The 24,021-nt window shown below is 56.3% G+C and carries 4 protein-coding genes and 2 pseudogenes; all 6 read left to right on the top strand.

The window, feature by feature from the left end:
- Positions 1–125 precede the first annotated feature (125 nt).
- A pseudogene (locus KAI37_RS26830) lies at positions 126–365 on the top strand (helix-turn-helix domain-containing protein); the annotation flags it as partial.
- A 665-nt stretch (positions 366–1,030) separates the two neighbouring features.
- Positions 1,031–1,360, top strand: a pseudogene (locus tag KAI37_RS22525) (diaminobutyrate--2-oxoglutarate transaminase); the annotation flags it as partial.
- A 514-nt stretch (positions 1,361–1,874) separates the two neighbouring features.
- Positions 1,875–16,862, top strand: coding sequence for an amino acid adenylation domain-containing protein (locus KAI37_RS22520; protein ID WP_481856622.1), 14,988 nt, complete (start codon positions 1,875–1,877; stop codon positions 16,860–16,862).
- A gap of 154 nt (positions 16,863–17,016) precedes the next feature.
- The gene (locus KAI37_RS22515) at positions 17,017–20,325 is read left to right on the top strand and encodes a non-ribosomal peptide synthetase (RefSeq protein ID WP_220030261.1); all 3,309 of its coding nucleotides are present in this window, start codon (positions 17,017–17,019) and stop codon (positions 20,323–20,325) included.
- Positions 20,315–22,141 carry an ABC transporter ATP-binding protein gene (locus KAI37_RS22510; protein ID WP_220030260.1) on the top strand — a complete coding sequence of 609 codons (1,827 nt, stop codon included), beginning with the start codon at positions 20,315–20,317 and terminating at the stop codon, positions 22,139–22,141. The genes KAI37_RS22515 and KAI37_RS22510 overlap by 11 nt, the downstream gene beginning before the upstream one ends.
- Positions 22,138–23,871, top strand: a complete 1,734-nt coding sequence (locus KAI37_RS22505; protein WP_028542659.1) for an ABC transporter ATP-binding protein — start codon at positions 22,138–22,140, stop codon at positions 23,869–23,871. The genes KAI37_RS22510 and KAI37_RS22505 overlap by 4 nt, the downstream gene beginning before the upstream one ends.
- Positions 23,872–24,021 lie beyond the last annotated feature (150 nt).

Raw genomic sequence — 24,021 nt, 5'->3', positions numbered from 1 at the left:
GTGGAACCAGTCATTTTGCAAACATCAAAAAAGATCCCGATGATATATCGGGATCTTTTTTTGCTTAGGAGGGCAATTATGTCTACCATAGGCCAACGCATTCGAACTATTAGAAAAACAATTTAAATCAAATAAAGTTTGCAAATATAATTGGAATTTCTCAAGCAACGTTGAGTGAGCTGGAGCAAGATAAATACAAATCCTCTCTTGATGTACTTATAGCAATTAAAGAAAACTTCAATTCCTATATAGAGTGGTTAATCTTTGGAGATACGCCTGTATCAAAGAACACTATTTTTATTATGAGGGAAAACCTCACGTACGGTTTGATGAGGAGGGGCAGAATTTATCTGCTCTTTACTTAGCAGAGGGGCAGTGAAAACGGCTGGAAAAAACTATGCCGGCTGTCATCCGGGCGGACGCTGCGGCCAGCTTCCAGCCGGACAGTCATCAGGTGTTCCAACCGAGTATCCAACGGATTTTCCAGCGGAATATCCAGCTGATATCCAGTCACGTTTCCAGCCAGGCTTCCAGAAATTCGTTAGGTATTTATGTTAAGTTATCGCAAAGCGAAAGGATTCGGAGCACCGGTAGAGAATATTTACAGGGAAGATCTCCCAAATCGCTAGCACCCCGCCTGAATGTCGACACGCTTCGAATTCCTCGATTGATGGCAAACTATTCCCAGCGTTTCTTTTCCATTCGCTCTTTCTAGGCAAGATGTTAACAGCTTATGTTAGACAGACCAAATTTAACTAAAATTTTACTATACATTCTTCGGAATTTTGATATAATTTTACCTAGATCGACTTTCCAATTATGATATAAAATAGAATTGGATGGTTTTTATACCTATCCAAGCTGTGCGCGAGAGACCAGTCCACTGGTTACCCGGCTTGCAGGAACCGACAATTGTGGAAAATGACGGCGCAGAATATGTTGCTCCATGACGTCAGAAGGTTCAGAAAGGATGAAGCCAACCTTATCCCAATTCCGATGGAGGATGAAGTGCGTGAGCATTTTTGAATAGCTGGAATCCAACGTAAGACCTTACTTCAGAAGCTTTCCGGTGGTATTCGACCGGGCCAAGAGGGACCTGATATATTCTGAGGACGGAAAAGCCTATATTGATTCTTTGGGCAGGTGTCGAGGCGCTGAATTCGGTCATAACAACGATTATATTAAGGACCGGGTTCTCGATTACTTGACCTCCGACCGGATTATGCACGGTTTGGATATGTATACAATGGCCAATCGCGAATTCATCCAGAGCCTCTCGGAGCGGATCCTGGAGCCGAAGAAGCTGAATGACAAGCTTCAAATCTGCGGTCCGACGGAGACGAACGCGATGGAAGCGGCACCATTCGTCACATCTAATCGTCAGGAAAAGCTCACTACCGCGCAGCCGAATTTTTACTTATCCACACCAGGGCTGCGGGAAATACACAAATCGTACATAGAGTGTATCAATACCCCTTAAATATAAGCTTCGACCAAGGCAGCTCCGGTGCCGAATCCGGAGGTACGGCCGACTTCCTGCTGGCCGACCGGTAACCCTACAGCAAGCCTACATCGATGGGATGAACATCCCTTGTCTACCCCCAAATTCAATTCCGAACCCAATGTTAAACCAAAGCCCGTCTTCGGGCGGCTCGTCCGCAGCAAGCATATTGAAGCAGAGGAGCCGGAAGCAGACGCATCTCTTGCGTAAAACGATGCTCTTTGTTGTCTTTCACGCATGGTAGCCGAGCGGGACAACTGCTAGGCAGAGAATTGCCGCATGCGATCAACCGGGCAAGTGAAGCGGTGACCTGGCGAAAGCCATTGATATTGTTGTCACATGTTTGAAAAGGCGGGGAGCGTTGCTGCCGCATATGCTCCGCCGGATTGCTTTTACCGATGAAGAGAAGGGAACGATCCAGATGGCTTTTGAAAAAGAAACGTTGTTTTGGAACGAAAAATTCGGTAGCGACGATTATACCTTGACGCGGCTGCCTTACAGCAAAGCTCCAAGCTCCCTGCCGCCCATGCTGGCAACCGTCGGCGGTTCGCTTTCGGAGAAAGCGGCGCAGCGTGTCCTTCAAATGAGCAAGGGAGCTCCGCTGGCCGCTTTTATGATTTTGCTCGCCGGTGTTCAGTCACTCTTGCATAAATATACAGGCGCCTCTGACATTCTGGTCGGCATGCCGGTTGTACGGAAACCGACGGAGACGCGCCGATCCGTTAATCATTCGGTCATTTTGAAAAACTCGCTTTCGGCGGGTGCGACTTTTAAAACGCTTCTGAGCGAGCTGAGAACTTCCTTGCCGGAAGCGATTCAGCATCAACATATTCCGTTCTTGAAAATGACGGAAAAGCTGGACCTGCAACATGCGGACGGGATACCCGTCATCCATACGCTAGTATCCCTTAAGGAGCTGCATCTGGACGAAATCGGGCAAAACGTGGTCACGGATTGTTCCTTTGAATTCAGCTTAACCGGTGGGACGATTCAGCTAGCGCTGTCATATAACGAGCACTTATATGACTCTCAGTTCATGACTCGGGTCGTCGGCCATCTGAATCGCCTGCTGGTCGTGGGGCTTCACGAGTTGGAGCTGGATATCGCGCGGGCGGACATGCTGTCGGAGGACGAGAAATTTCAATTGCTGCAAAGCTTTAACGATACTGAGAAGGATTATTCCCGTGATCGGACGATTCATCAGCTTGTGGAGGAGCAGGTGAAGCGGGTGCCCGAAGCGACGGCGGTTGTCTTTGAGGGGCGTTGGCTTTCGTACGGGGAGCTGAACGAACGGGCGAACCGGCTGGCACGGACGCTGCGATCGGTCGGCGTGCTGCCCAATCAGCTGGTAGGCTTGATGGCCAGGAGATCGCTGGAGACGGTCGTTGGCATTCTGGCGGTTCTGAAAGCTGGCGGTGCCTACGTGCCGATCGACCCGGAATACCCGGAAGAACGCATCCGCTACATTCTGGAGAACTCGAACGCGCAGCTGCTGCTGACTCAAAGAGAACTGCTGCAGCAGGTGCCGTTCGAAGGGATCGTGTTGGCGCTGGATGACGAGCAGGCCTACAGCGACGATGGCTCGAACCTGGAGCCGGTCAGCGGTCCGAATGATCTGGCTTATGTCATCTATACGTCAGGTACGACGGGCAACCCCAAAGGGGTCATGCTGGAGCATCGCGGTTTGGTCAGCTTGAAGCTGATGTTCGCGGACAGACTGGGCATCACGGAGCATGACCGGATTGTTCAATTCGCCAGCCTGTCGTTCGACGCGTCCTGCTGGGAAGTGTTCGAAGCGCTCTATTTTGGCGCGGCTTTGTACATCCCGACGGCCGAGACGATTCTCGACAACCGCCTGTTCGAGAGTTATATGAACGAGCATGCGATTACGGCGGCGATTTTGCCTCCGACGTACAGCGCTTACTTGAACCCGGACCGCCTTCCCAGCTTAACGAAGCTCGTAACGGGAGGCTCGGCGGTATCGGCCGAATTCGTACAGCAGTGGAAATCGAAGGTCCACTACTTCAATGCTTACGGTCCTACCGAAGCTTCGATTGTTACGACGCTTTGGGATGCGGATGAGGAGCAGCCGGAGCGCAGAGTCATTCCGATCGGACGTCCGCTGGCCAATCACCGGATTTTTATTTTGGATGCCCACCTGCAGCTTGTGCCTCCGGGAGTAGACGGCGAGCTGTGCGTGGCAGGCGTGGGACTTGCGAGAGGTTACCTGAACCTTCCGGAGCTGACGGCAGAGAAGTTCGTGGAACATCCGTTTGCGCCGGGAGAACGCCTTTACCGGACGGGAGATCTCGGCCGCTGGCTGCCGGACGGAAATATTGAGTACTTGGGCCGGATCGACCATCAGGTGAAAATCCGTGGCTTCCGGATCGAGATCGGCGAGATTGAAGAGCAGCTTCTGAAGATCGACTCCGTGCAGGAGACGATCGTAATCGCGCGGGAAGGCAAAAGCGGGCAAGAGCTGTGCGCTTACCTGGTCGCGGGCCGCCCGCTTACGGTCGGCGAGCTGAGAAGTGGGCTGGCGCAAAAATTGCCGAATTACATGATTCCGGCGCATTTTGTTCAGCTTCCGCAGATGCCGCTTACGCCGAATGACAAAATCGACCGCAAGGCTTTGCCCGCCCCGGAAGGAAATGCGCTGATCGGCGGCGCGTACGTAGCTCCCCGCAATGAAGCCGAGCGGACGCTTGCCGATGTGTGGCAGGCGGTATTGAACGCCGATCGCGTTGGGGTAACAGATCATTTCTTTGAGCTGGGCGGAGACTCGATCAAGTCCATTCAAGTATCTTCGCGGCTTCATCAAGCCGGGTACAAGCTGGAAATTCGGGATTTGTTCAAATATCCGACTATCTCACAGCTCAGCCTGCATGTGAAACCGATCGGACGTACCATCGATCAAGGCGAAATAACGGGTGAAACGGCGCTGACGCCGATTCAGCATTGGTTTTTCGAGAGCTCCTTTGCAGACCCGCATCATTTCAACCAGTCGGTGATGCTGTACCGGAAGGAGCGCTTCGACGAAGAGACGGTACGTCAGGTGCTGCAAAAGCTGGCCGAGCATCATGACGTCTTGCGGATGGTGTTCCGCAAGACGGAACAAGGATTCAGCGCGCGGAACCGCGCAATTCAGGAAGGCGGGCTGTTCACGCTGGACGTGTTCGACTTCAAGGATGCGGAAAATACCGAGCAGGCTGTGGAAGCGAAGGCAACGGACATTCAAGCGGGCATTGATCTGGAGAACGGGCCCCTCGTGAGGGCGGGACTGTTCCAGTGCGCGGACGGCGATCATTTGCTGCTCGCGGTTCATCATGCCGTGGTGGACGGCGTGTCTTGGCGCATTTTGATGGAGGATTTCGCTCTGGGTTACGAGCAGGCCGGCAAAAGCGAGGAAATTCGTTTCCCGGCGAAAACGGATGCGTACCACACTTGGTCCGAGCAACTGGCCGCTTACGTGCAAAGCCCGGAGATGGCGAAGGAACGGGCCTATTGGCAGGCCGTGGAACAAATTGCGGTTCCGGCCGTGCCGAAGGATCTGGAGGAGGACGTTACGACGCAGCAGGACAGCGAATCGCTGTTCATTCGTTTGACTCCCGAAGAAACGGAGCTGCTGCTGAAGCGGGTTCACCGGGCTTACAACACCGAAATGAACGATATTTTGGTAACGGCGCTTGGCATAGCCGTTCGCAAGTGGACGGGACACGAACGGGTGCGGATCAATCTCGAAGGACACGGACGCGAATCGATCGGAACGGATATCGACATCACGCGCACAGTCGGCTGGTTTACGACCAAGTTTCCGGTCGTCCTGGAGCCGAAAACCGACCGGGATTTGGCCTATCAGATTAAACAGGTCAAGGAAAGCTTGCGCCGCATTCCTAACAAAGGGCTTGGGTACGGCGTATGCCGCTATCTCTCCAAATCGGAGGATGGCTTTGTTTGGGGCGCAGAGCCGGAAATTAATTTTAACTACCTCGGCCAGTTCGACGATGATGCCAATCAGGACGAGATCGGCATATCTTCTTATTCCAGCGGCAGCCCAACCAGCAACCAGCAGGCCCGCAGCTTTGTGCTGGATATCAACGGCATGGTACTGGACGGCGCTTTATCGCTTGATCTCAGCTACAGCCGGAAGCAGTATCGCAAGGTAACGATGGAAGCCTTCGCTCAGCGGCTTGAGCAAAGTCTCCGAGAGCTCATTACCCACTGCGCAGGCAAAGAAAACACCGAATTGACGCCTAGCGACGTGCAATTTAAAGGCTTGACCATCGCGGAATTGGAGCAAATTGCTCAGCGCTCGGGCCATCTCGGGGAAATCGAAAACATTTACTCGCTTACGCCGATGCAGAAGGGCATGTGGTTCCACAGCGCGCTTGACCGGCAGACGGCAGCTTACTTCGAGCAGACGCGGTTTACGATGCGGGGAGCGCTCGACGTCCAGATTTTCGAGAGGAGCTGGATGGAGCTTGCGAAACGTCATCTGGTGCTGCGGGCGAATTTTGTGAAAGGACCGGCGGGCGAGCCGCTGCAAATCATATACCGCGACAAGCCGGTCGGCTTTGAATATGAAGAACTGCTTCATTTGCAGGCGGTCGAGAAACAAACGTATTTGGATCAAAAGGCTGAGGCTGACAAGCTTCGCGGCTTCGATCTGGAACATGACGCGCTCGTTCGGGTTACGATCCTGCGCACCGAAGAGCAAAGCTATCATGTGCTGTGGAGTTTCCAGCATATTTTGATGGACGGCTGGTGCCTGTCGCAGCTGACGCAGGAGCTGTTTGAGACGTACTCGGCCTTGGCATCCGGCAAGCAGCCAGCGGGAGATAAGGGATCGGATTATGGCGCCTATATCGAATGGTTGGAGAAACAGGACGATCAGGCGGCATCCGGCTATTGGACGGCATTCCTGGCAGATTATGAAGGGCAAACCGTACTCCCGGGACAAAAGGAAATGGCGCCGAACGGCAGATTTACGGCTGATCACGTCACCGCCGAGCTGGGCAAGGACTTGAGCGAGCGGATGGACCGGGTGGCGAAACAGCGCCTGGTTACGGTCAATACGCTGCTGCAAGCCGCTTGGGGCGTGATGCTGCAAAAATATAACGGAACAAACGATGCCGTATTCGGCAGTATCGTGGCCGGAAGACCGACAGAAATCCCGGGTATCGAGTCCATGATCGGGCTGTTCATCAATACGGTACCGGTCCGCGTCACGAGCGAAGCGGACACTGTGTTCGCCGACCTGATGGCGAAGCTTCAAGAGTGTGCGCTGGAGTCCGGGCGTTATGATTACTATCCGCTGTATGAAATTCAAGCCCGCAGCTTGCAAAAGCAGAACCTGATCAACCATATCATCGCTTTCGAGAACTATCCGGTGGACGAGCAGATGGAGCAGGCGGGCGACCAGCAGCACGGCGACCTGACGATCGCTGACGTTCAGATGGAGGAGCAGACGAACTATAACTTCACCGTGACCGTGGTGCCGGGAGTCGAGATCGAAATTCGGTTCGACTTTAACGCCGAAGTGTTCGATAAAGACAGCATTGAGCGGCTCAAGAGGCATCTCGTCCATCTGCTGGAGCAGGTGACGGATAACCCGGAAATTACAGTGGGCGAGCTGGAACTTGTGACGGAGGCCGAAAAGGCCGACCTTCTCGGACGTTTTAACGACACCACCACGGAATTTCCGCGCGGGAAGACGCTCACTCAATTGTTCGAAGAGCAGGCGGAGCTTTACCCGGACAACGTGGCCGCCGTCATGAACGAGCGGCAGCTGACCTACCGCGAGCTGAACGAGCGATCCAACCGCCTTGCGCGGAAGCTACGGGAGACGGGAGTAGAAGCGGAACAGCTGGTAGCGATTCTGGCCGAACGCTCGCTCGATATGGTCGTCGGCATTCTGGCGATTCTTAAAGCGGGCGGAGCATACGTGCCTGTCGATCCTGACTACCCGGAGGAGCGCATCCGCTTCATGATCGAGGATTCGGGCGCGCCGTTATTGTTGATTCAAAAGCATCTGCACGAGAAGACCGACTTCGCAGGAACGCGCCTCGAATTGGACGATTTCGTTTGGGGAGACAGAGGGGCGGACGCTGCCGATGCGTTGGACGCTGCGAACCTGGAGCCGATTTCCGGGCCGGGCAACCTGGCTTATGTCATCTACACGTCGGGAACGACTGGCAAACCGAAAGGAACGCTGATCGAGCATAAGAACGTCGTGCGCCTCCTGTTCAACGACAAGAACCTGTTCGACTTCGGGCCGTCCGACACGTGGACGCTGTTCCACTCGTTCTGCTTCGATTTCTCCGTCTGGGAAATGTACGGAGCGCTGCTGAACGGAGGCAAGCTGGTCATCGTACCGCCGCTGACGGCGAAAAATCCGGCCGAGTTCCTGGCGCTGCTGGGCCGCGAACAGGTCACGATTTTGAACCAGACGCCAACGTACTTCTACCAGCTGCTGCGTGAGGCCTTGGCGGACCATCCGTACGATCTGCGGATTCGCAGCATCATCTTCGGGGGCGAAGCGCTGAGTCCGCTGCTGCTCAAGGGGTTCAAGACGAAGTACCCGGAGACGAAGCTGATCAATATGTATGGTATTACCGAGACGACGGTTCACGTTACGTATAAGGAAATCACGTGGGTGGAAATGGAGGCGGCGAAGAGCAATATCGGCAAGCCGATCCCGACGCTGAGGGTGTACGTCTTAGATGAAAACCGTCGCCCTGTGCCGATCGGCGTAGCGGGCGAAATGTACGTGGCCGGGGAAGGCCTTGCGAGAGGATACCTGAACCGCCCGGATCTGACGGCGGAGAAGTTCGTCGATTCCCCGTTTGCGGAGGGGGAAAAGCTGTACCGCTCGGGCGACTTGGCGGCTTGGCTGCCGGACGGGAACATCGAATACCTGGGCCGGATCGACCACCAGGTCAAAATCCGCGGGTACCGGATCGAGCTGGACGAAATCGAGACGCAGCTTCTGAACGTCGAGGGCGTGGAAGAAGCAGTGGTGCTCGCCCGTCAGGACGGCGGGGGGGAGAAGGCGCTTGTCGCCTACTTTGTGGCGGACCGGACACTGACGGTCAGCGAAATGAGAACCTCGCTGGCCCAGGGAATGCCGGGGTACATGATCCCGTCGTACTTCGTGCAACTGGAGCGCATGCCGCTGACGACCAACGGCAAAGTGGACCGCAAAGCGCTGCCGGAGCCGCAAGGCGGCATACAAACGGGCGTTGAATACGTAGCGCCGCGTAACCAGACGGAGTCCCAGCTTGTGAAGATCTGGGAGAAAGTGCTGGACTACTCCGGCATTGGAGTCCTGGACAACTTCTTCGACTTGGGCGGCCATTCCCTGCGGGCGACGACACTGGTGAGCAAGGTGCATCAGGAGCTGAACGTTGAGTTGCCTCTGCGCGACGTATTCCGCTACTCGACGATCGAAGAGATGGCTCTCGCCATCTTCCGGATCGGACAGCAGTCGTTCTCGTCGATTCCGCTGGCAGGCGCAAGAGCATATTATCCGCTTTCCTCAGCTCAGAAGCGGCTGTTTATCCTGAATCAGCTGGAAGGGGCCGATGAGAGCTACAACATGCCGGACGTGCTGCTGCTGGAAGGATCGATTGACCGGACTCTGCTGGAAAAGGCTCTCCGCGGACTGATCGCACGGCACGAAACGCTGCGAACCGGCTTTGAGATCGTACAAGGCGAAGCAGTACAGCGCATTTACGAGAGCGTCGATTTTGCCGTCGAGTACCGTCATGCGAGCGAAGAAGAAGCGCCCGAAGTGGTGCAGGCCTTCATCCGGCCTTTCGACTTGGCGAAGCCTCCGCTGCTGCGGGCGGAGCTCGTAGAGCTGGCAGCCGAACGTTATTTGCTGATGTTCGACATGCACCATATCGTCTCCGACGGGGTTTCGATGGACGTGTTAGTCGAGGAACTCGTTCGTCTGTACGGCGGCGAGTCATTAGAGCCTTTGCGTATTCAATACAAGGACTATGCGGTATGGCAGCAGTCGGACGAGCACAAAGTGCAGTTGAAACGCGAGGAAGCTTACTGGCTGGACCGTTACCGGGGCGAGCTGCCGGTTCTGGAAATGCCGACGGACTATCTGCGTCCGGCCGTGCAGAGCTTTGAGGGACAAACGCTGACGTCCTTCGTGGACGAGGCAACGAACGAAGGCTTGAAGCAGCTGGCTACTCAAAGAGGAACGACGCTGTATATGGTGCTGCTTGCGGCATATACCGTGCTTTTGCATAAATACACAGGTCAGGACGATTTGATCGTCGGAACGTCGATTGCGGGCAGAACGCACGGAGACACGCAGCCTTTGATCGGAATGTTCGTCAATACGCTGGCGCTTCGCAATTATCCGGCTTCGGAGAAGACCTTCCTGTCGTATCTGGAAGAAGTGAAAGAAACGACCTTAGGCGCTTACGAGCATCAGAATTATCCATTCGAAGAGCTCGTCGATAAAGTGCAGGTCAGCCGGGATTTGAGCCGCAATCCGCTGTTTGACACGATGTTCTCCCTGCAAAACTTGGAGGATAAAGAGTTTGAGCTGGAAGGACTGAAATTGTCCCCGTACCCTAGCGAATACGGCACGGCCAAGTTCGACCTGAGTGTGGATGTTACGGAAGAAAACGGCGGCCTGGAGTGCAGCTTTGAATTCGCAACGGCTCTTTATAAAGAAAGCACGATCCGGCGGCTGTCGACTCATTTCGGACATTTGCTTGCGGCGATCGTAAGCCGTCCGGATGCGAAGATTGCCGAGCTGAACTTGTTGACGGCAGAGGAAAAAGAGCAAATTCTCGGCGCGTTTAACCCGGTGCAGCCGGAAGCGGCTCCTGTGGCGGCGTTCCACCGGCTGTTCGAGGAACAGGCGGTGCGCACGCCGAAAGCGGCGGCCGTCGTGTACGAGAACGAGCGGCTGACGTATGCGGAGCTGAACGAGCAGGCGAACCGCTTGGCAGCCACGCTGCGCGCAAACGGCATCGGCCGGGAGTCGATCGTCGGCATTCTCGCTGAGCGTTCGGTGGATTTGCTGGTGGCCGTGCTGGCCGTCTGGAAAGCGGGCGGGGCGTATGTGCCGCTCGACCCGGATTATCCGGCGGACCGCGTGCGGTTCATGCTTGAAGACAGCGGAGCGAAGGTGCTGCTGACGCAAACGGCGCTGCGAGAGCGGGCCGAAGCCTGGCTCGGCGAAGAGGAACTGGCGCTGACCGCGGTGCTGTACCTGGACGACGAAGCGTCGTACAGCGAGGAGCGGGGGAATGCGCCAATTGGCTCCGGCATGGTGTCCGGCAAGCTGACGGATGCTGTGGACGATGGCGATAAGAGCCAACAGAATGTTGGCACTGACAGCTTCCATGAAGCGCGTCCAGAGGACCTGGCGTACGTGATCTACACGTCGGGAACGACGGGCAAGCCGAAGGGCGTGATGATCGAGCACCGTAGTCTGGTGAACACGGCGGCGGGCTACCGGCGGGAATACCGGTTGGATCAGTTCCCGGTGCGGCTGCTGCAGCTCGCAAGCTTCTCGTTCGACGTGTTCGTGGGAGATATCGCGCGGACGCTGTATAACGGAGGCACGATGGTGATTGTGCCGAAGGACGACCGGATCGATCCGTCTCGTCTGCACCACTGGATGGAGCGGGAGCGGGTCACCCTCTTCGAATCGACGCCGGCGCTGATCGTGCCGTTCCTGGAGTACGTGCACGAGCAGCAACTGGATATGAGCGGGATGGAGTTGTTGATCACGAGCTCGGACAGCTGCAGCGTGGCGGATTACCGGACCTTGCAGGAACGCTTCGGCACGTTGTTCCGGATCATCAACGCATACGGCGTGACGGAAGCGGCGATCGATTCCAGCTTCTACGACGAGCCGCTGACGAAGCTGCCGCAGACAGGCCATGTGCCAATCGGCAAAGCGTGGCTGAATGCGAAATTCTACATCGTGGACGCGCATCTGAACCCGGTACCGGTCGGGGTGCTGGGCGAACTGGTTATCGGCGGAGTCGGGGTAGCGCGCGGGTACTTGAACCGTCCAGAGCTGACGGAAGAGAAGTTCGTAGACAGCCCATTCGCCGCGGGCGAGCGGCTGTACCGCACGGGAGACTTGGCGCGGTGGATGGAGGACGGGAACGTGGACTTCATCGGCCGGATCGACAACCAGGCGAAAATCCGGGGGTACCGGATTGAGACGGGCGAGATCGAGTCGCAGCTGCTGCGGGTGGAAGGCGTGCGCGAAGCGGTGGTGCTGGTTCGAAGTGACACGAACGGGCAGAAGGCGCTATGCGCGTATTACACGCCGGATACCGGAGCGGAGCTGGCAGTGAACGATCTGCGCGGCGCGCTGGCGCAGGAGCTGCCGGGCTACATGATCCCGTCGTACTTCGTGGAGCTGGAGAGCCTGCCTCTGACGCCGAACGGAAAGATTGACCGGAAGGCGCTGCCGGCGCCGGAAGGGGAAGCGGGAAGCGGAACGAAGTACGTCGCACCGCGCAATGAGCTGGAAACGAAGCTGGCGGCGATTTGGCAGGAGGTGCTGGGGCTTGCGAAGGAGATTGGCGTTCACGACAACTTCTTCGACATCGGCGGACACTCCCTGCGGGCGACGACGCTGGTCAGCAAGATTCATAAAGAGTTGAACGTGGATCTGCCGCTGCGCGACGTGTTCCGCCATTCCACGATCGAGAGCATGGCGGCCGCCATTTCCCGGCTGGATGAGCAGACATTCGTTGCCATTCCGGTGGCGGATGACCGAGAGGTGTACCCGCAATCTTTTGCTCAAAAACGTCTCTTTATCCTGAATCAACTGGAAGGCGCGGAGCTTAGCTACAACATGCCGGAAGCGATGCTGCTGGAAGGTGCTTTGGATCGAACAAGGTTCGAAGAAGCGTTCCGTAAGCTCGTGGCGCGGCATGAAATGCTGCGCACCGGGTTCGAAATGGTGGATGGCGAAGCATCGCAGCGGTTATACCATGACGTGAATTTTGCTGTGGAGTTCTATCGAGTGGATGAGCAAGAGGCCGAAGAGACGGTTCGCCGTTTCGTCCGTCCGTTTGACTTGGCGAAGCCTCCACTGCTGAGGGTAGGCCTTGTCGAGCTGGCTCCGGAACGCCATATTCTAATGTACGACATGCATCATATTATTTCCGACGGCGTCTCGATGGAAATCTTTGTTGAAGAATTCGTCCGCTTGTACGGCGGCGAGCAATTGGAGCCTCTGCGCATTCAGTACAAAGACTACACCGTTTGGCAGCATTCGCAGGAGCAGAAGGAACGGCTTCAGCATCAGGAGGCGTACTGGCTGGACATGTTCCAAGGCGAGCTTCCGGTGCTGGAGATGCCGACCGACTATCCGCGTCCGGCCGTGCAGAGCTACGAAGGCCAAACGCTGGAGTTTTTCTTCGACGCTTCGAAAACCGACGGCCTGAAGCAGCTGGCATCGGAAACGGGCACGACGCTGTTTATGGTGCTGCTTGCGGCGTATAACGTCCTTCTGCATAAATATTCAGGTCAGGAAGACGTGATCGTCGGTACGCCGATTGCCGGAAGGAATCATGGAGATGTGCAGCCGTTGATCGGGATTTTCTTAAACACGCTGGCTATCCGCAGTTATCCGGCTTCGGAGAAGACATTCCTGTCATACCTGAACGAAGTCAAAGAAACGACCCTCCACGCCTTCGAACATCAAAACTATCCGTTCGAAGAATTGGTGGACAAGGTGCAAGTCACCCGTGATTTAAGCCGCAATCCGCTCTTCGACACGCTGTTTACGATGCAGAATACGGAGAACGAGGAATTTGAGCTGGAAGGGCTTCGCCTGATTCCTTATGCGAGCGCACTGGATACCGCGAAGTTTGATATCAGCTTGGATGTGGGCGAGGAGAACGGCGGCTTGGATTACAGCTTCGAATATGCGACGGCTCTCTACAAAAGGGAGACGGTCGAACGGCTGGCGAAACATTACGAGCAGCTGCTCGTAACGATCGTAAGCCGTCCGGATGCGAAGATCGCCGAGCTGAACTTGCTGACGGCAGAGGAAAAAGAGCAAATTCTCGGCGCGTTTAACCCGGCGCAGCTAGAAGAGGCTCCTGCGGCCGCGTTCCACCGGCTGTTTGAGGAACAGGCGGAGCGCACGCCAGAAGCGGCGGCCGTCGTGTACGAGAACGACCGGCTGACGTATGCGGAGCTGAACGAGCGGGCGAACCGCTTGGCAGCTACGCTGCGCGCAAACGGCATCGGCCGGGAGGCGATCGTCGGCATTCTTGCCGAGCGTTCGGTGGACCTGCTGGTGGCCGTGCTGGCCGTCTGGAAAGCGGGCGGGGCGTATGTGCCGCTCGACCCGGATTATCCGGTGGACCGCGTGCGGTTCATGCTTGAAGACAGCGGAGCGAAGGTACTGCTGACGCAAACGGCGCTGCGAGAGCGTGCCGAAGCCTGGCTCGGCGAAGAGGAGCTGGCGCTGGCGGCGGTGCTGTACCTGGACGACGAAGCGTCGTACAGCGAGGAGCGGACGAATGCGCCGATTGTCTCCGGCATGGTCTCCGGCAAGCTGACGGATGCTGTGGACGATGGCGATAAGAGCCAACAGAATGTTGGCACCGACAGCTTCCATGAAGCCCGTCCAGAGGACCTGGCGTACGTGATCTACACGTCGGGAACGACGGGCAAGCCGAAGGGCGTGATGATCGAGCACCGCAGTCTGGTGAACACGGCGGCGGGCTACCGGCGGGAATACCGATTGGATCAGTTCCCGGTGCGCCTGCTGCAACTGGCAAGTTTCTCGTTTGACGTGTTTGTGGGAGATATTGCGCGGACGCTGTATAACGGAGGTACGATGGTGATTGTGCCGAAGGACGACCGGATCGATCCGTCTCGTCTGCACCACTGGATAGAGCGGGAGCGGGTCACCCTCTTCGAATCGACGCCGGCGCTGATCGTGCCGTTCCTGGAGTACGTGTACGAGCAGGGGCTGAATATGAGCTGGATGGAGCTGTTGATTACGAGTTCGGACAGTTGCAGCGTGGAGGATTACCGCACCTTGCAGGAACGCTTTGGCTCGTTGTTCCGAATCATCAACGCATACGGTGTGACGGAAGCGGCGATCGACTCCAGCTTCTACGACGAGCCGCTGACGAAGCTGCCGCAGACAGGCCATGTGCCGATCGGCAAAGCGTGGCTGAATGCGAAATTCTATATCGTGGATGCGCATCTGAATCCGGTGCCGGTCGGGGTGCTGGGCGAGCTGGTCATCGGTGGAGTCGGCGTGGCGCGCGGGTACTTGAACCGTCCGGAGCTGACAGAAGAGAAGTTCGTAGACAGTCCGTTCTCCGCGGGCGAGCGGCTGTACCGCACGGGAGACTTGGCGCGGTGGATGGAGGACGGCAACGTGGACTTCATCGGCCGGATCGACAACCAGGCGAAAATCCGGGGGTACCGGATTGAGACGGGCGAGATCGAGTCGCAGCTGCTGCGGTTGGAAGGCGTGCGCGAAGCGGTGGTGCTGGTTCGAAGTGACGCGAACGGGCAGAAGGCGCTATGCGCGTATTACACGCCGGATACCGGAGCGGAGCTGGCGGTGAACGATTTGCGCAGCGCGCTGGCGCAGGAGCTGCCGGGCTACATGATCCCGTCGTACTTCGTGGAGATGGAGAGCCTGCCTCTGACGCCGAACGGAAAGATTAACCGGAAGGCGCTGCCGGCGCCGGAAGGGGAAGCGGGAAGCGGAACGGAGTACGTCGCACCGCGCAATGAGCTGGAAACGAAGCTGGCGGCGATTTGGCAGGAGGTGCTGGGGCTTGCGAAGGAGATTGGCGTTCACGACAACTTCTTCGACATCGGCGGCCACTCCCTGCGAGCGACAACGCTGGCGGGCAAGGTATTTAAGGAATTAAACGTCAACCTGCCACTGCGCGACGTATTCCGTCACTCGACGATTGCGGCGATGGCCGAGGCGATCGCACGGATGGAACGGCGGGAGCATGAGGCCATTCCTCAAGCTGAGGAGAGAGAGTACTACCCTCTATCCTCCGCCCAGAAACGGCTGTTCATTCAGCACACGCTGGATGGAGCGGATCAGCTTTACAACATGCCGGAGCTGGTGCAGGTGGAAGGCGAGTTTGATTTAGACCGCTTGGAAGCCGCCTTGCGGAAATTGATAACACGGCATGAATCGCTGCGCACCGGTTTTGAAATCGTGAAGGGCGAAGCGGTTCAGCGGATTTACCCGCAGGTCGATTTTACTATCGAGCATCATCAAGCGGATAAAGAGGATGCGGCTCAAATCGAGCAGATCGTCCGTAGCTTCGTTCGTCCGTTTGATCTCGGCAAGCCGCCGCTGCTGCGCGCCGGGGCCATCGAGCTAGAGCCGAACCTGCATATTCTCCTTTTCGACATGCACCATATGGTGTCCGACGGCGTATCGATGGCGATTGTGATCGATGAGTTCTCGAGTTTCTACGCCGGGGAAGAATTGCCGCCACTGCGCATTCAATACAAGGATTATGTCGTTTGGCAGCAGTCAAAGGCCCACCGAGAGCGGATCGGGCGGCAGGAAGCGTACTGGCTGCAAACCTTCGAAGGCGAGCTGCCGACGGCGGACCTGCCGATGGACTACGAACGGTCTGCGGCTCGCAGCTACGAAGGCGCGCATCTGGAGTTCGACGTCGAAGCTTCTCTCTCTGCGCGGCTGCGCGAATTGGCAGCCGAGCGTGAAAGCACGCTGTTCATGGTGCTGCTTGCGGCTTATACCGTGCTGCTGTCCAAGTACAGCGGGCAGGAGGACTTAATCGTGGGCACCCCGGTGGCGGGAAGAACGAACGCCGATTTGGAAGCGGTCATCGGGATGTTTGTCAATACGCTGGCGATCCGCAATCGTCCGTCGGGCGACAAAACGTTCTTGTCCTACCTGGAAGAAGTGAAGGAAACGGCTTTGGGTGCTTTTGAGAACCAGGATTATCCATTCGACGAGCTTGTGGAGCGTTTGAATGTGAAGCGGGAGCCGGGCCGCTTCCCGCTGTTCGATGCCGTTTTCGACTTGCAAAATATCGAAGAACGAGACGCCGAGCTGGAAGGGGTCAGCCTGAAGACTTACGAGCTTGACCATTTGGAAGAAGCGAAGTTCGATCTGACGCTGTTTATGTATGAAAACAACGGGGCGCTGAGCGGGGGCTTCTTCTACGCCACCAAGCTGTTCAAAGAAGCGATGATCCGCACCTTGACCGAGGATTACCTGCGGGTACTGTCTCAAATTGCGGAAAATCCACAACTTGAGCTAAGCCGGATTGAATGTCATAAACCGGCGGCAGGCGCAAAGAGTGCCGTCGATACGATCGAATTCGCGTTCTAATCCTACAAGCGCGCCTCCGCCGTCAAGCGAAAGCGGCGCGCATCCCAAGGAAGACGACGAACAACGTCCAAGCCCGTAAACGCGCAGGCCGAAAGCAAGCTTTTTCGGACCTGCGCCAGGGCATGCGGTCACTTCATTTTTAGGGGAGGTACAAATGAAATCTTTGTTTGAAAAGGAAGAACGGTACTGGAGCGGCAAGTTTGATGCCGATGACAGCCTGAGCTTCCTTCCCTACAGTCAATCCTCCAAATTATCCGCCGACGGGGAAGCTGCGGCCGAGCCGGGCTTGCTTCACCGTACTCTGCCGAGCGAACTCTCGGAGAGAATCATTTGCCTCGCCAACGGTTCGGATTTGGCTTTGTACATGATTGTTTTGGCAGGAGTAAAAAGCCTGCTGTTCAAATATACCGGGCGGGACCAGGTGTTGGTCGGCATGCCTTCTTATAGCGCAGACCCTGACGGGACTCCGCCGCCGCAGGACATTTTGGTAATCAAGACGTCCGTAAGCCACCAGACTACGCTGAAAACGCTGCTCGGGGGCATCAAAGCCTCCATCGGCGAGGCGCTGGAGCATCAGCACCTGCCTTTTCGGAAAATGGTGGAGCCGCTCCATCTGGACTATACGGGGGACGGCCTCCCGGTCGTCAACACCGTCGCATCCTTCGCCCCGATTCATCCGGAACCGCTGGGTAACCGGGTGGCGGCCGATACGGTTTTTCGCTTCGACCGCCAAAACCATTCCATCGAGCTGGAAATAAGCTTTGACGGGCAGCGGTACGAGCGGGCATTTATGGAACAGGCGACCGACCATCTTGTTCGGCTGCTGTCCGTGCTTTTATTTCAGCCGGATCTGGAGCTCGGACAAGCCGATGTGCTGTCCCCAGACGAGAGGGAGACGCTGCTGAAGCGATTTAATGACACCGAAACCGAGTTCGAGCGGGGGAAAACGATTTACGGCTTGTTCGAAGAACAGGCGGAGCTTTACCCGGACAACGTGGCCGCCGTCATGAACGAGCGGCAGCTGACCTACCGCGAGCTGAACGAGCGATCCAACCGCCTTGCGCGGAAGCTGCGGGAGACGGGAGTAGAAGCGGACCAGCTGGTAGCGATTCTGGCCGAACGCTCGCTCGATATGGTTGTCGGCATTCTGGCGATTCTCAAAGCGGGCGGAGCATACGTGCCTGTCGATCCCGACTACCCGGAGGAGCGCATCCGCTTCATGATCGAGGATTCGGGCGCGCCGTTATTGCTGATTCAAAAGCATCTGCACGAGAAGACCGACTTCGCAGGAACGCGCCTCGAATTGGACGATTTCGTTTGGGGCGACAGAGGGGCGGACTCCGCCGATGCGCTGGACGCTTCGAACCTGGAGCCGATTTCAGGGCCGGGCAACCTGGCATATGTCATCTACACGTCGGGAACGACCGGCAGACCGAAAGGAACGCTGATCGAGCATAAGAACGTCGTGCGCCTCCTGTTCAACGACAAGAACCTGTTCGACTTCGGGCCGTCCGACACGTGGACGCTGTTCCACTCGTTCTGCTTCGATTTCTCCGTCTGGGAAATGTACGGAGCGCTGCTGAACGGAGGCAAGCTGGTCATCGTACCGCCGCTCACGGCGAAAAATCCGGTCGATTTCCTGGCGCTGCTGGGCCGCGAACAGGTCACGATTTTGAACCAGACGCCAACGTACTTCTACCAGCTGCTGCGTAAGGTCTTGGCGGACCATCCGTACGATCTGCGGATTCGCAACGTCATCTTCGGGGGCGAAGCGCTCAGTCCGCTGCTGCTCAAGGGCTTCAAAACGAAGTACCCGGAGACGAAGCTGATCAATATGTACGGCATTACCGAGACGACGGTTCACGTGACGTATAAGGAAATCACGTGGGTCGAAATGGAGGCGGCGAAGAGCAATATCGGCAAGCCGATCCCGACGCTGAGGGTGTACGTCCTGGATGAAAACCACCGCCCTGTGCCGATCGGCGTAGCGGGCGAAATGTACGTGGCCGGGGAAGGGCTTGCGAGAGGATACCTGAACCGTCCAGATCTGACGGCGGAGAAGTTCGTCGATTCCCCGTTTGCGGAGGGGGAGAAACTGTACCGCTCGGGCGACTTGGCGACTTGGCTGCCGGACGGCAACATCGAATACCTGGGACGGATCGACCACCAGGTCAAAATCCGCGGGTACCGGATCGAGCTGGACGAAATTGAGACGCAACTGCTGAAGATCGCCGCCGTGCAAGAAGCCAAGGTGCTCGACTGCGACGACGCGAACGGCCAAAAGCAGCTTGTCGCTTACTATGTCGCGGAAACGAGGCTGGCGGCGCATGAACTCAAGGAGGAGCTCGCCAAGCAGCTTCCGGGGTATATGATTCCTTCGTACCTCGTGCAGCTTTCGGGGATGCCGCTGACCCCGAACGGGAAAATCGACCGCAAAGCGCTGCCCGCGCCGGAGGAAGCCGCGGTCGGAGGAGCGGAATATGTCGCGCCGAGAACGCTGCTTGAAATGAAGATCGCCCGCGTCTGGCAGGATACGCTTGGCGTTCCGCAGGTCGGCGTAAAGGATAACTTTTTTGAGTTGGGTGGCAATTCGTTAAGTCTGATGAGGCTCGTTCAAGCCGTTTATGATGAAACGGGATTTGAGATACCGCTGAACCGCCAATTCCATAATGTAACAGTTGAAGCCATGGCTTTCGGAGAGGGGGATCTCGGCCTGGATAAAGGAGGAGACTCCTTCATTAAGCTGAATAAAGCAGGAGATCTGAACGTGTTCTGCTTCCCTCCGGGCAGCGGCTTCGGCATCGGTTATCGAGAGCTCGCAAGCAGGCTCGACGGCCGGTTCGTGCTCTACGGCATTGATTTTATCGACGATGCCGTCGATTACAAGGCCATGCTGAACCGTTATGTGGACGAGATCGTCCGCATCCAGCCGGAAGGACCTTACGTGCTGCTCGGCTACTGCTTCGGAGGCAACCTGACGTTCGAGGTAGCCAAAACGATGGAGAAAAGAGGGTATTCCGTAACGGACGTGCTCATGGTGGACTCGTGGATTAAGGACGCGCTGACGCCTTCCGAAACGTCGGAGAAAGAGCTTGAAGAAATGCTTGCTGATTTCGACGAAGAAGAGAAGGAATTAATGAGCAACCCGCTCGTGCGGGAGCGGGTTCATCGGAAGGTCAAAGCGACCTTGGCGTACGAAGCGCAGCTTATTAATTCCGGCACGATCCCGGCCCGGATTTACGAACTGATTGCGAAGGACAGCGAAGAGTTCCGCTTGAAGTACCAATTGCCTTCCTGGCGGGGGGCAACGACGCAAGCTTACGCCGATTACCGGCTGGAGGGCGCGCACGAGGAATTGCTGGAACTCGCGCGCGTGGAAGAAACGGCCGTCGTCATCCGGGACATCTTAGAGCAAGTCAAGCGGCAAATCGAAGCGGAGGCCGGGGTACTGCATGGAAGCTGACCGGCAGCCGTCTGTTCTAGAACAAGGCACAGCGGCGCTTTCCAGGCGCCAAACCGCTTACGCCGCCTGGAAAGCGTTCCGCTGGCTGATGTCCTATGTAAGCCGTCACAAAGGCTGGATGATCGTCGGTATCTTGTCCGCGATTGCCACCGCCGTTATTGAGGTATGGACGGGAAGTTTGATCGAGCAGCTGACCACCCAGGCCGAGAAGGGGGCGGGGCCAGTCGTTCTGCAAATCGTGTACACGGTCTTTGTGGTCATCTTGATCGGTGTGCCGGCGAAGTTTTTCATGAGCTTCGGCGTGGAGCGAAGCAGCGCCTCTGCGGTGCAGGATATCCGCAATCATGTCATGCGTCATATCGGCAAACTCCCGGTCTCCTATTTGGAAAAGCAGCATTCCGGCGACGTGTTGTCGCGGGTCAACAACGACCTGCAGCTCATCCAGCAGTTTATGGTTCGGGATTTCGCCCAGTGGTTTTATCATCCGCTTTTGTTCATCGGCTGTTTCGCTTATTTGATCTACCTCCAATGGGAGCTGATGTTGTACAGCCTGCTGTTATTTCCCTTAGCGCTGCTGGTTTCCCAATGGATCGGCAAGCAGTTGGAGCGGTTAACGGAGGAAGCCCAGGTGAACATGGGCCGAATGAACGTCAACCTCCAGGATACGCTTGGGGGTATGCCTATTGTAAAAAGCTACCTGCTATCCGGCATGTTATCTCGCTCCTACCAAGTGCTGCTGCAATTGACGGCCCAAAAAAAGCTGGCCGTGAAAAAGCGGGAAGCCTGGGTCAACCCGCTGCTTTCCACGCTGATGATCAGCCCGATCATTTTCGCCGTCAGTTACGGAAGCTATTTGATCTACAACGGGCAGCTAGGTGCGGGAGAGCTGATTGCCTTCCTGTACTTGCTGAATCTGTGTCTGGAGCCGCTGGAGCATATTCCCGAGCTCATCACGCGGACGTTCGAAATGTCCGGTGCCCTGAGAAGGGTCTCCGAAATCGTCGAGCAGCCGACCGAAACGGAAAATGGCCGTTCGCTTCCGAAAGCAAGCGCCGCCCCCATCGAGTTTCAGAACGTAACCTTCGGGTATGAGGAGAACTCCCCGATTCTGCGGAATGTCAGCTTCTCAGTGCCGGAAGGAAAGACGATCGGGCTTGTCGGAGCGAGCGGCGGAGGGAAGAGCACGGTGTTTAAGCTTGTATGCGGCTTTTATCCACTTCCGGAGGACCAGGGCGAAATCCGCGTGTTCGGCAGCCTGATCCACGGCGCCGATCCGGAGCAGCTTCGGTCGTATTTTTCCGTGGTAACCCAGGATTCATATTTGTTTAGCGGCACGATCGCCGAAAATATCGGCTACGGGCGGGAAGAAGCGTCGATGGACGAGATTATCGAAGCCGCCAAAGCCGCTCAGGCGCATTCCTTCATTATGCAGCTTCCTGGCGGCTATCAGACGTATGTCGGAGAGCGCGGAGGCTTTTTGTCCGGCGGGCAGCGCCAGCGCATTGCAATGGCCCGGGCTTTTCTGAAGGATGCTCCCGTTCTGCTGCTGGACGAGCCAACGTCGGCTCTTGATCCGGAGTCGGAAAGCGCGGTTCAGGAAGCGCTTAACATATTGATGAAGCAGAGAACGACGATGGTTATTGCCCACCGGCTTTCCACAGTACAAAACGCCGACGAAATTTGGGTCATGGAACAAGGAAATATTGTGGAAAAGGGCACTCATGAACAATTGCTGGAGATGAAGGGACTGTACGCCCAGTCGTACTACCAGGAATTTACCAAGTCTGCCGAACGCAGGGAGGTGGCGTACACTTGAAAAAGGGCGGATGGCTCTCGCAAGTGAAAGAACTCTGCTACTTGCTGACGTTTATGAACGGCAAGCGCAAAACCCAGTACGCTATTGGCCTGGTCGTGACGGCGCTCTCCCAGACATTGTTCCTGATCGCCTTCAGCTTGGTCGTACAAAACTTGGTTGATTTCTCCGTGTCCCGAGATACGTCCCTGATGGTGGAAGCCTTTATTATTTTGGGCGTGTCCCTGTTCCTGGAAAATATAGTTTCTCCCTGGTTCATTTACTTATACCAGCGCAGTGTAGAGCTGACTGTGCTGAATATCCGCGAACGTCTTTATGACAAGCTGTGCCGGGTGCGGCCGAAATTTCTGGAGCAGACGCACCATGGGGACTTGCTGTCGCGAGTGAACAACGACGTAACGACCGTTGAGTTTACATTCTCGCAGGTTTACTTCGTTTTGCTGCTTCAAGTTGTCTTTTGCATCGGCTCCATTGTCTCCATGGTGTTGATCGATTGGCGTTTTGCCGGCGTATCCTTTGTCATTCTGCTGCTGTCCTCCGTGGTCAGCCTGAAATTTGCGCGGGATGTTCGCGTCTTGTCCGAACAAGGCTTGCAAACGCTCGGTAAAATGACCGAAAAATTCAAAGATTTTATGGGCGGCATTCAATTGGTGAAGCTGTTCCGCATCCGCACGATTTACGGCCAGTACGAGGCGTTGAACGAACAAATGACGCAGACGCTTCGGCAAACGGCACAGAAGAACGGCATGCAGGCTGCGGTGAACCATTTTATCAGCTACGTCACGTTCTGCGGCATCATCGTCATCGGCAGTCTTCTTTATGCCTACGGATTGATGGGAATGGGAAGCGTCGCCGCCCTGGCTGTTCTGCAAGTGAATCTGACGCACGCCTTGTTGAACTTGGGGATGGTTCTGTCGATGATCCAAAATTCGCTCGCGGGCGCTCACCGGATTCAAGAGGTACTAAGAGAGGAAGAGGAACCGGAGCGTTTGGGATCTCCTCACAGCGAGCTCGTGTCGGAGGCTGCGGTGGAGTTTCGCGATGTGGAATTTTCCTATCAGGCGGATAAAAAGGTGCTTGTCGACATGTCCATGCAGGTGTTTCCCGGCCAGGTCGCCGCTATCGTGGGGGCCAGCGGCAGCGGCAAAAGTACGCTGATCAAGCTGCTGCTCGGCTTTTATCCTGTGGACAGCGGAGAAATCCTGCTCCAAGGCAAACCGTTCGGCCATTACACGCTGGACGAAATCCGCAGGCAGATTGCATACGTTCCGCAGGAGCCGTTCTTGTTTACCGGCACGATTGAGGAAAACATCCGCTACGGCAACCCAGATGCAACGGATGAAGAAGTGATCGAAGCGGCCAAAGCGGCGTACGCTCACCATTTCATTCAGGAACTTCCTGAACAGTATAAAACGCCGGTGGGAGAGAGAGGAGCGTCGTTGTCGGGTGGACAAAGGCAGCGAATTGCGATCGCCCGGGCGATTCTCAAAAACGCCCCGATTCTGCTGCTGGACGAAGCGACTTCCGCGCTGGATAATGAATCCCAGCATTGGGTACAGCAGGCCCTGAACGTATTGATGAAGGGGCGCACCACCATTCTGATCGCCCACCGTCTCAGCACCGTGGAACATGCGGATTTGATTACCGTCATGAACCAAGGGACGGTCGTCGAGCGGGGCCGCCATCAGGACCTGCTGGCGCTCGGGGGTTATTACGCCCGGCTGTACGGCTAGACCCGCTTTACGGCGGGCGGCTTCCTGCTTGCGAATGCGACAGAGTCTTTTAGTAATCCAAGGTATGACTTTATAACCGGTAGTTACCAGAAAACGTAGACACGAAAAAGGAGGAAGAGTCCGAAGGAGCCGTTCCGGGAATGGCCTGCG

This window comes from Paenibacillus sp. S25 (assembly GCF_019454085.1).
GTDB classification, from domain to species: Bacteria; Bacillota; Bacilli; order Paenibacillales; family Paenibacillaceae; genus Paenibacillus; species Paenibacillus polymyxa_B.
The sequence above is the reverse complement of the archived record's forward strand: the minus strand, read 5'-3'. Positions and strand labels throughout refer to the sequence as shown.

What these genes read in the sequence shown, in the direction of transcription:
- KAI37_RS22510 (WP_220030260.1), top strand. Translation starts at nt 20,315, where the DNA reads ATGGAAGCTGACCGGCAGCCGTCTGTTCTAGAACAAGGCACAGCGGCG.
- KAI37_RS22520 (WP_481856622.1), top strand. Translation starts at nt 1,875, where the DNA reads ATGCTCCGCCGGATTGCTTTTACCGATGAAGAGAAGGGAACGATCCAG.
- KAI37_RS22515 (WP_220030261.1), top strand. Translation starts at nt 17,017, where the DNA reads ATGAAATCTTTGTTTGAAAAGGAAGAACGGTACTGGAGCGGCAAGTTT.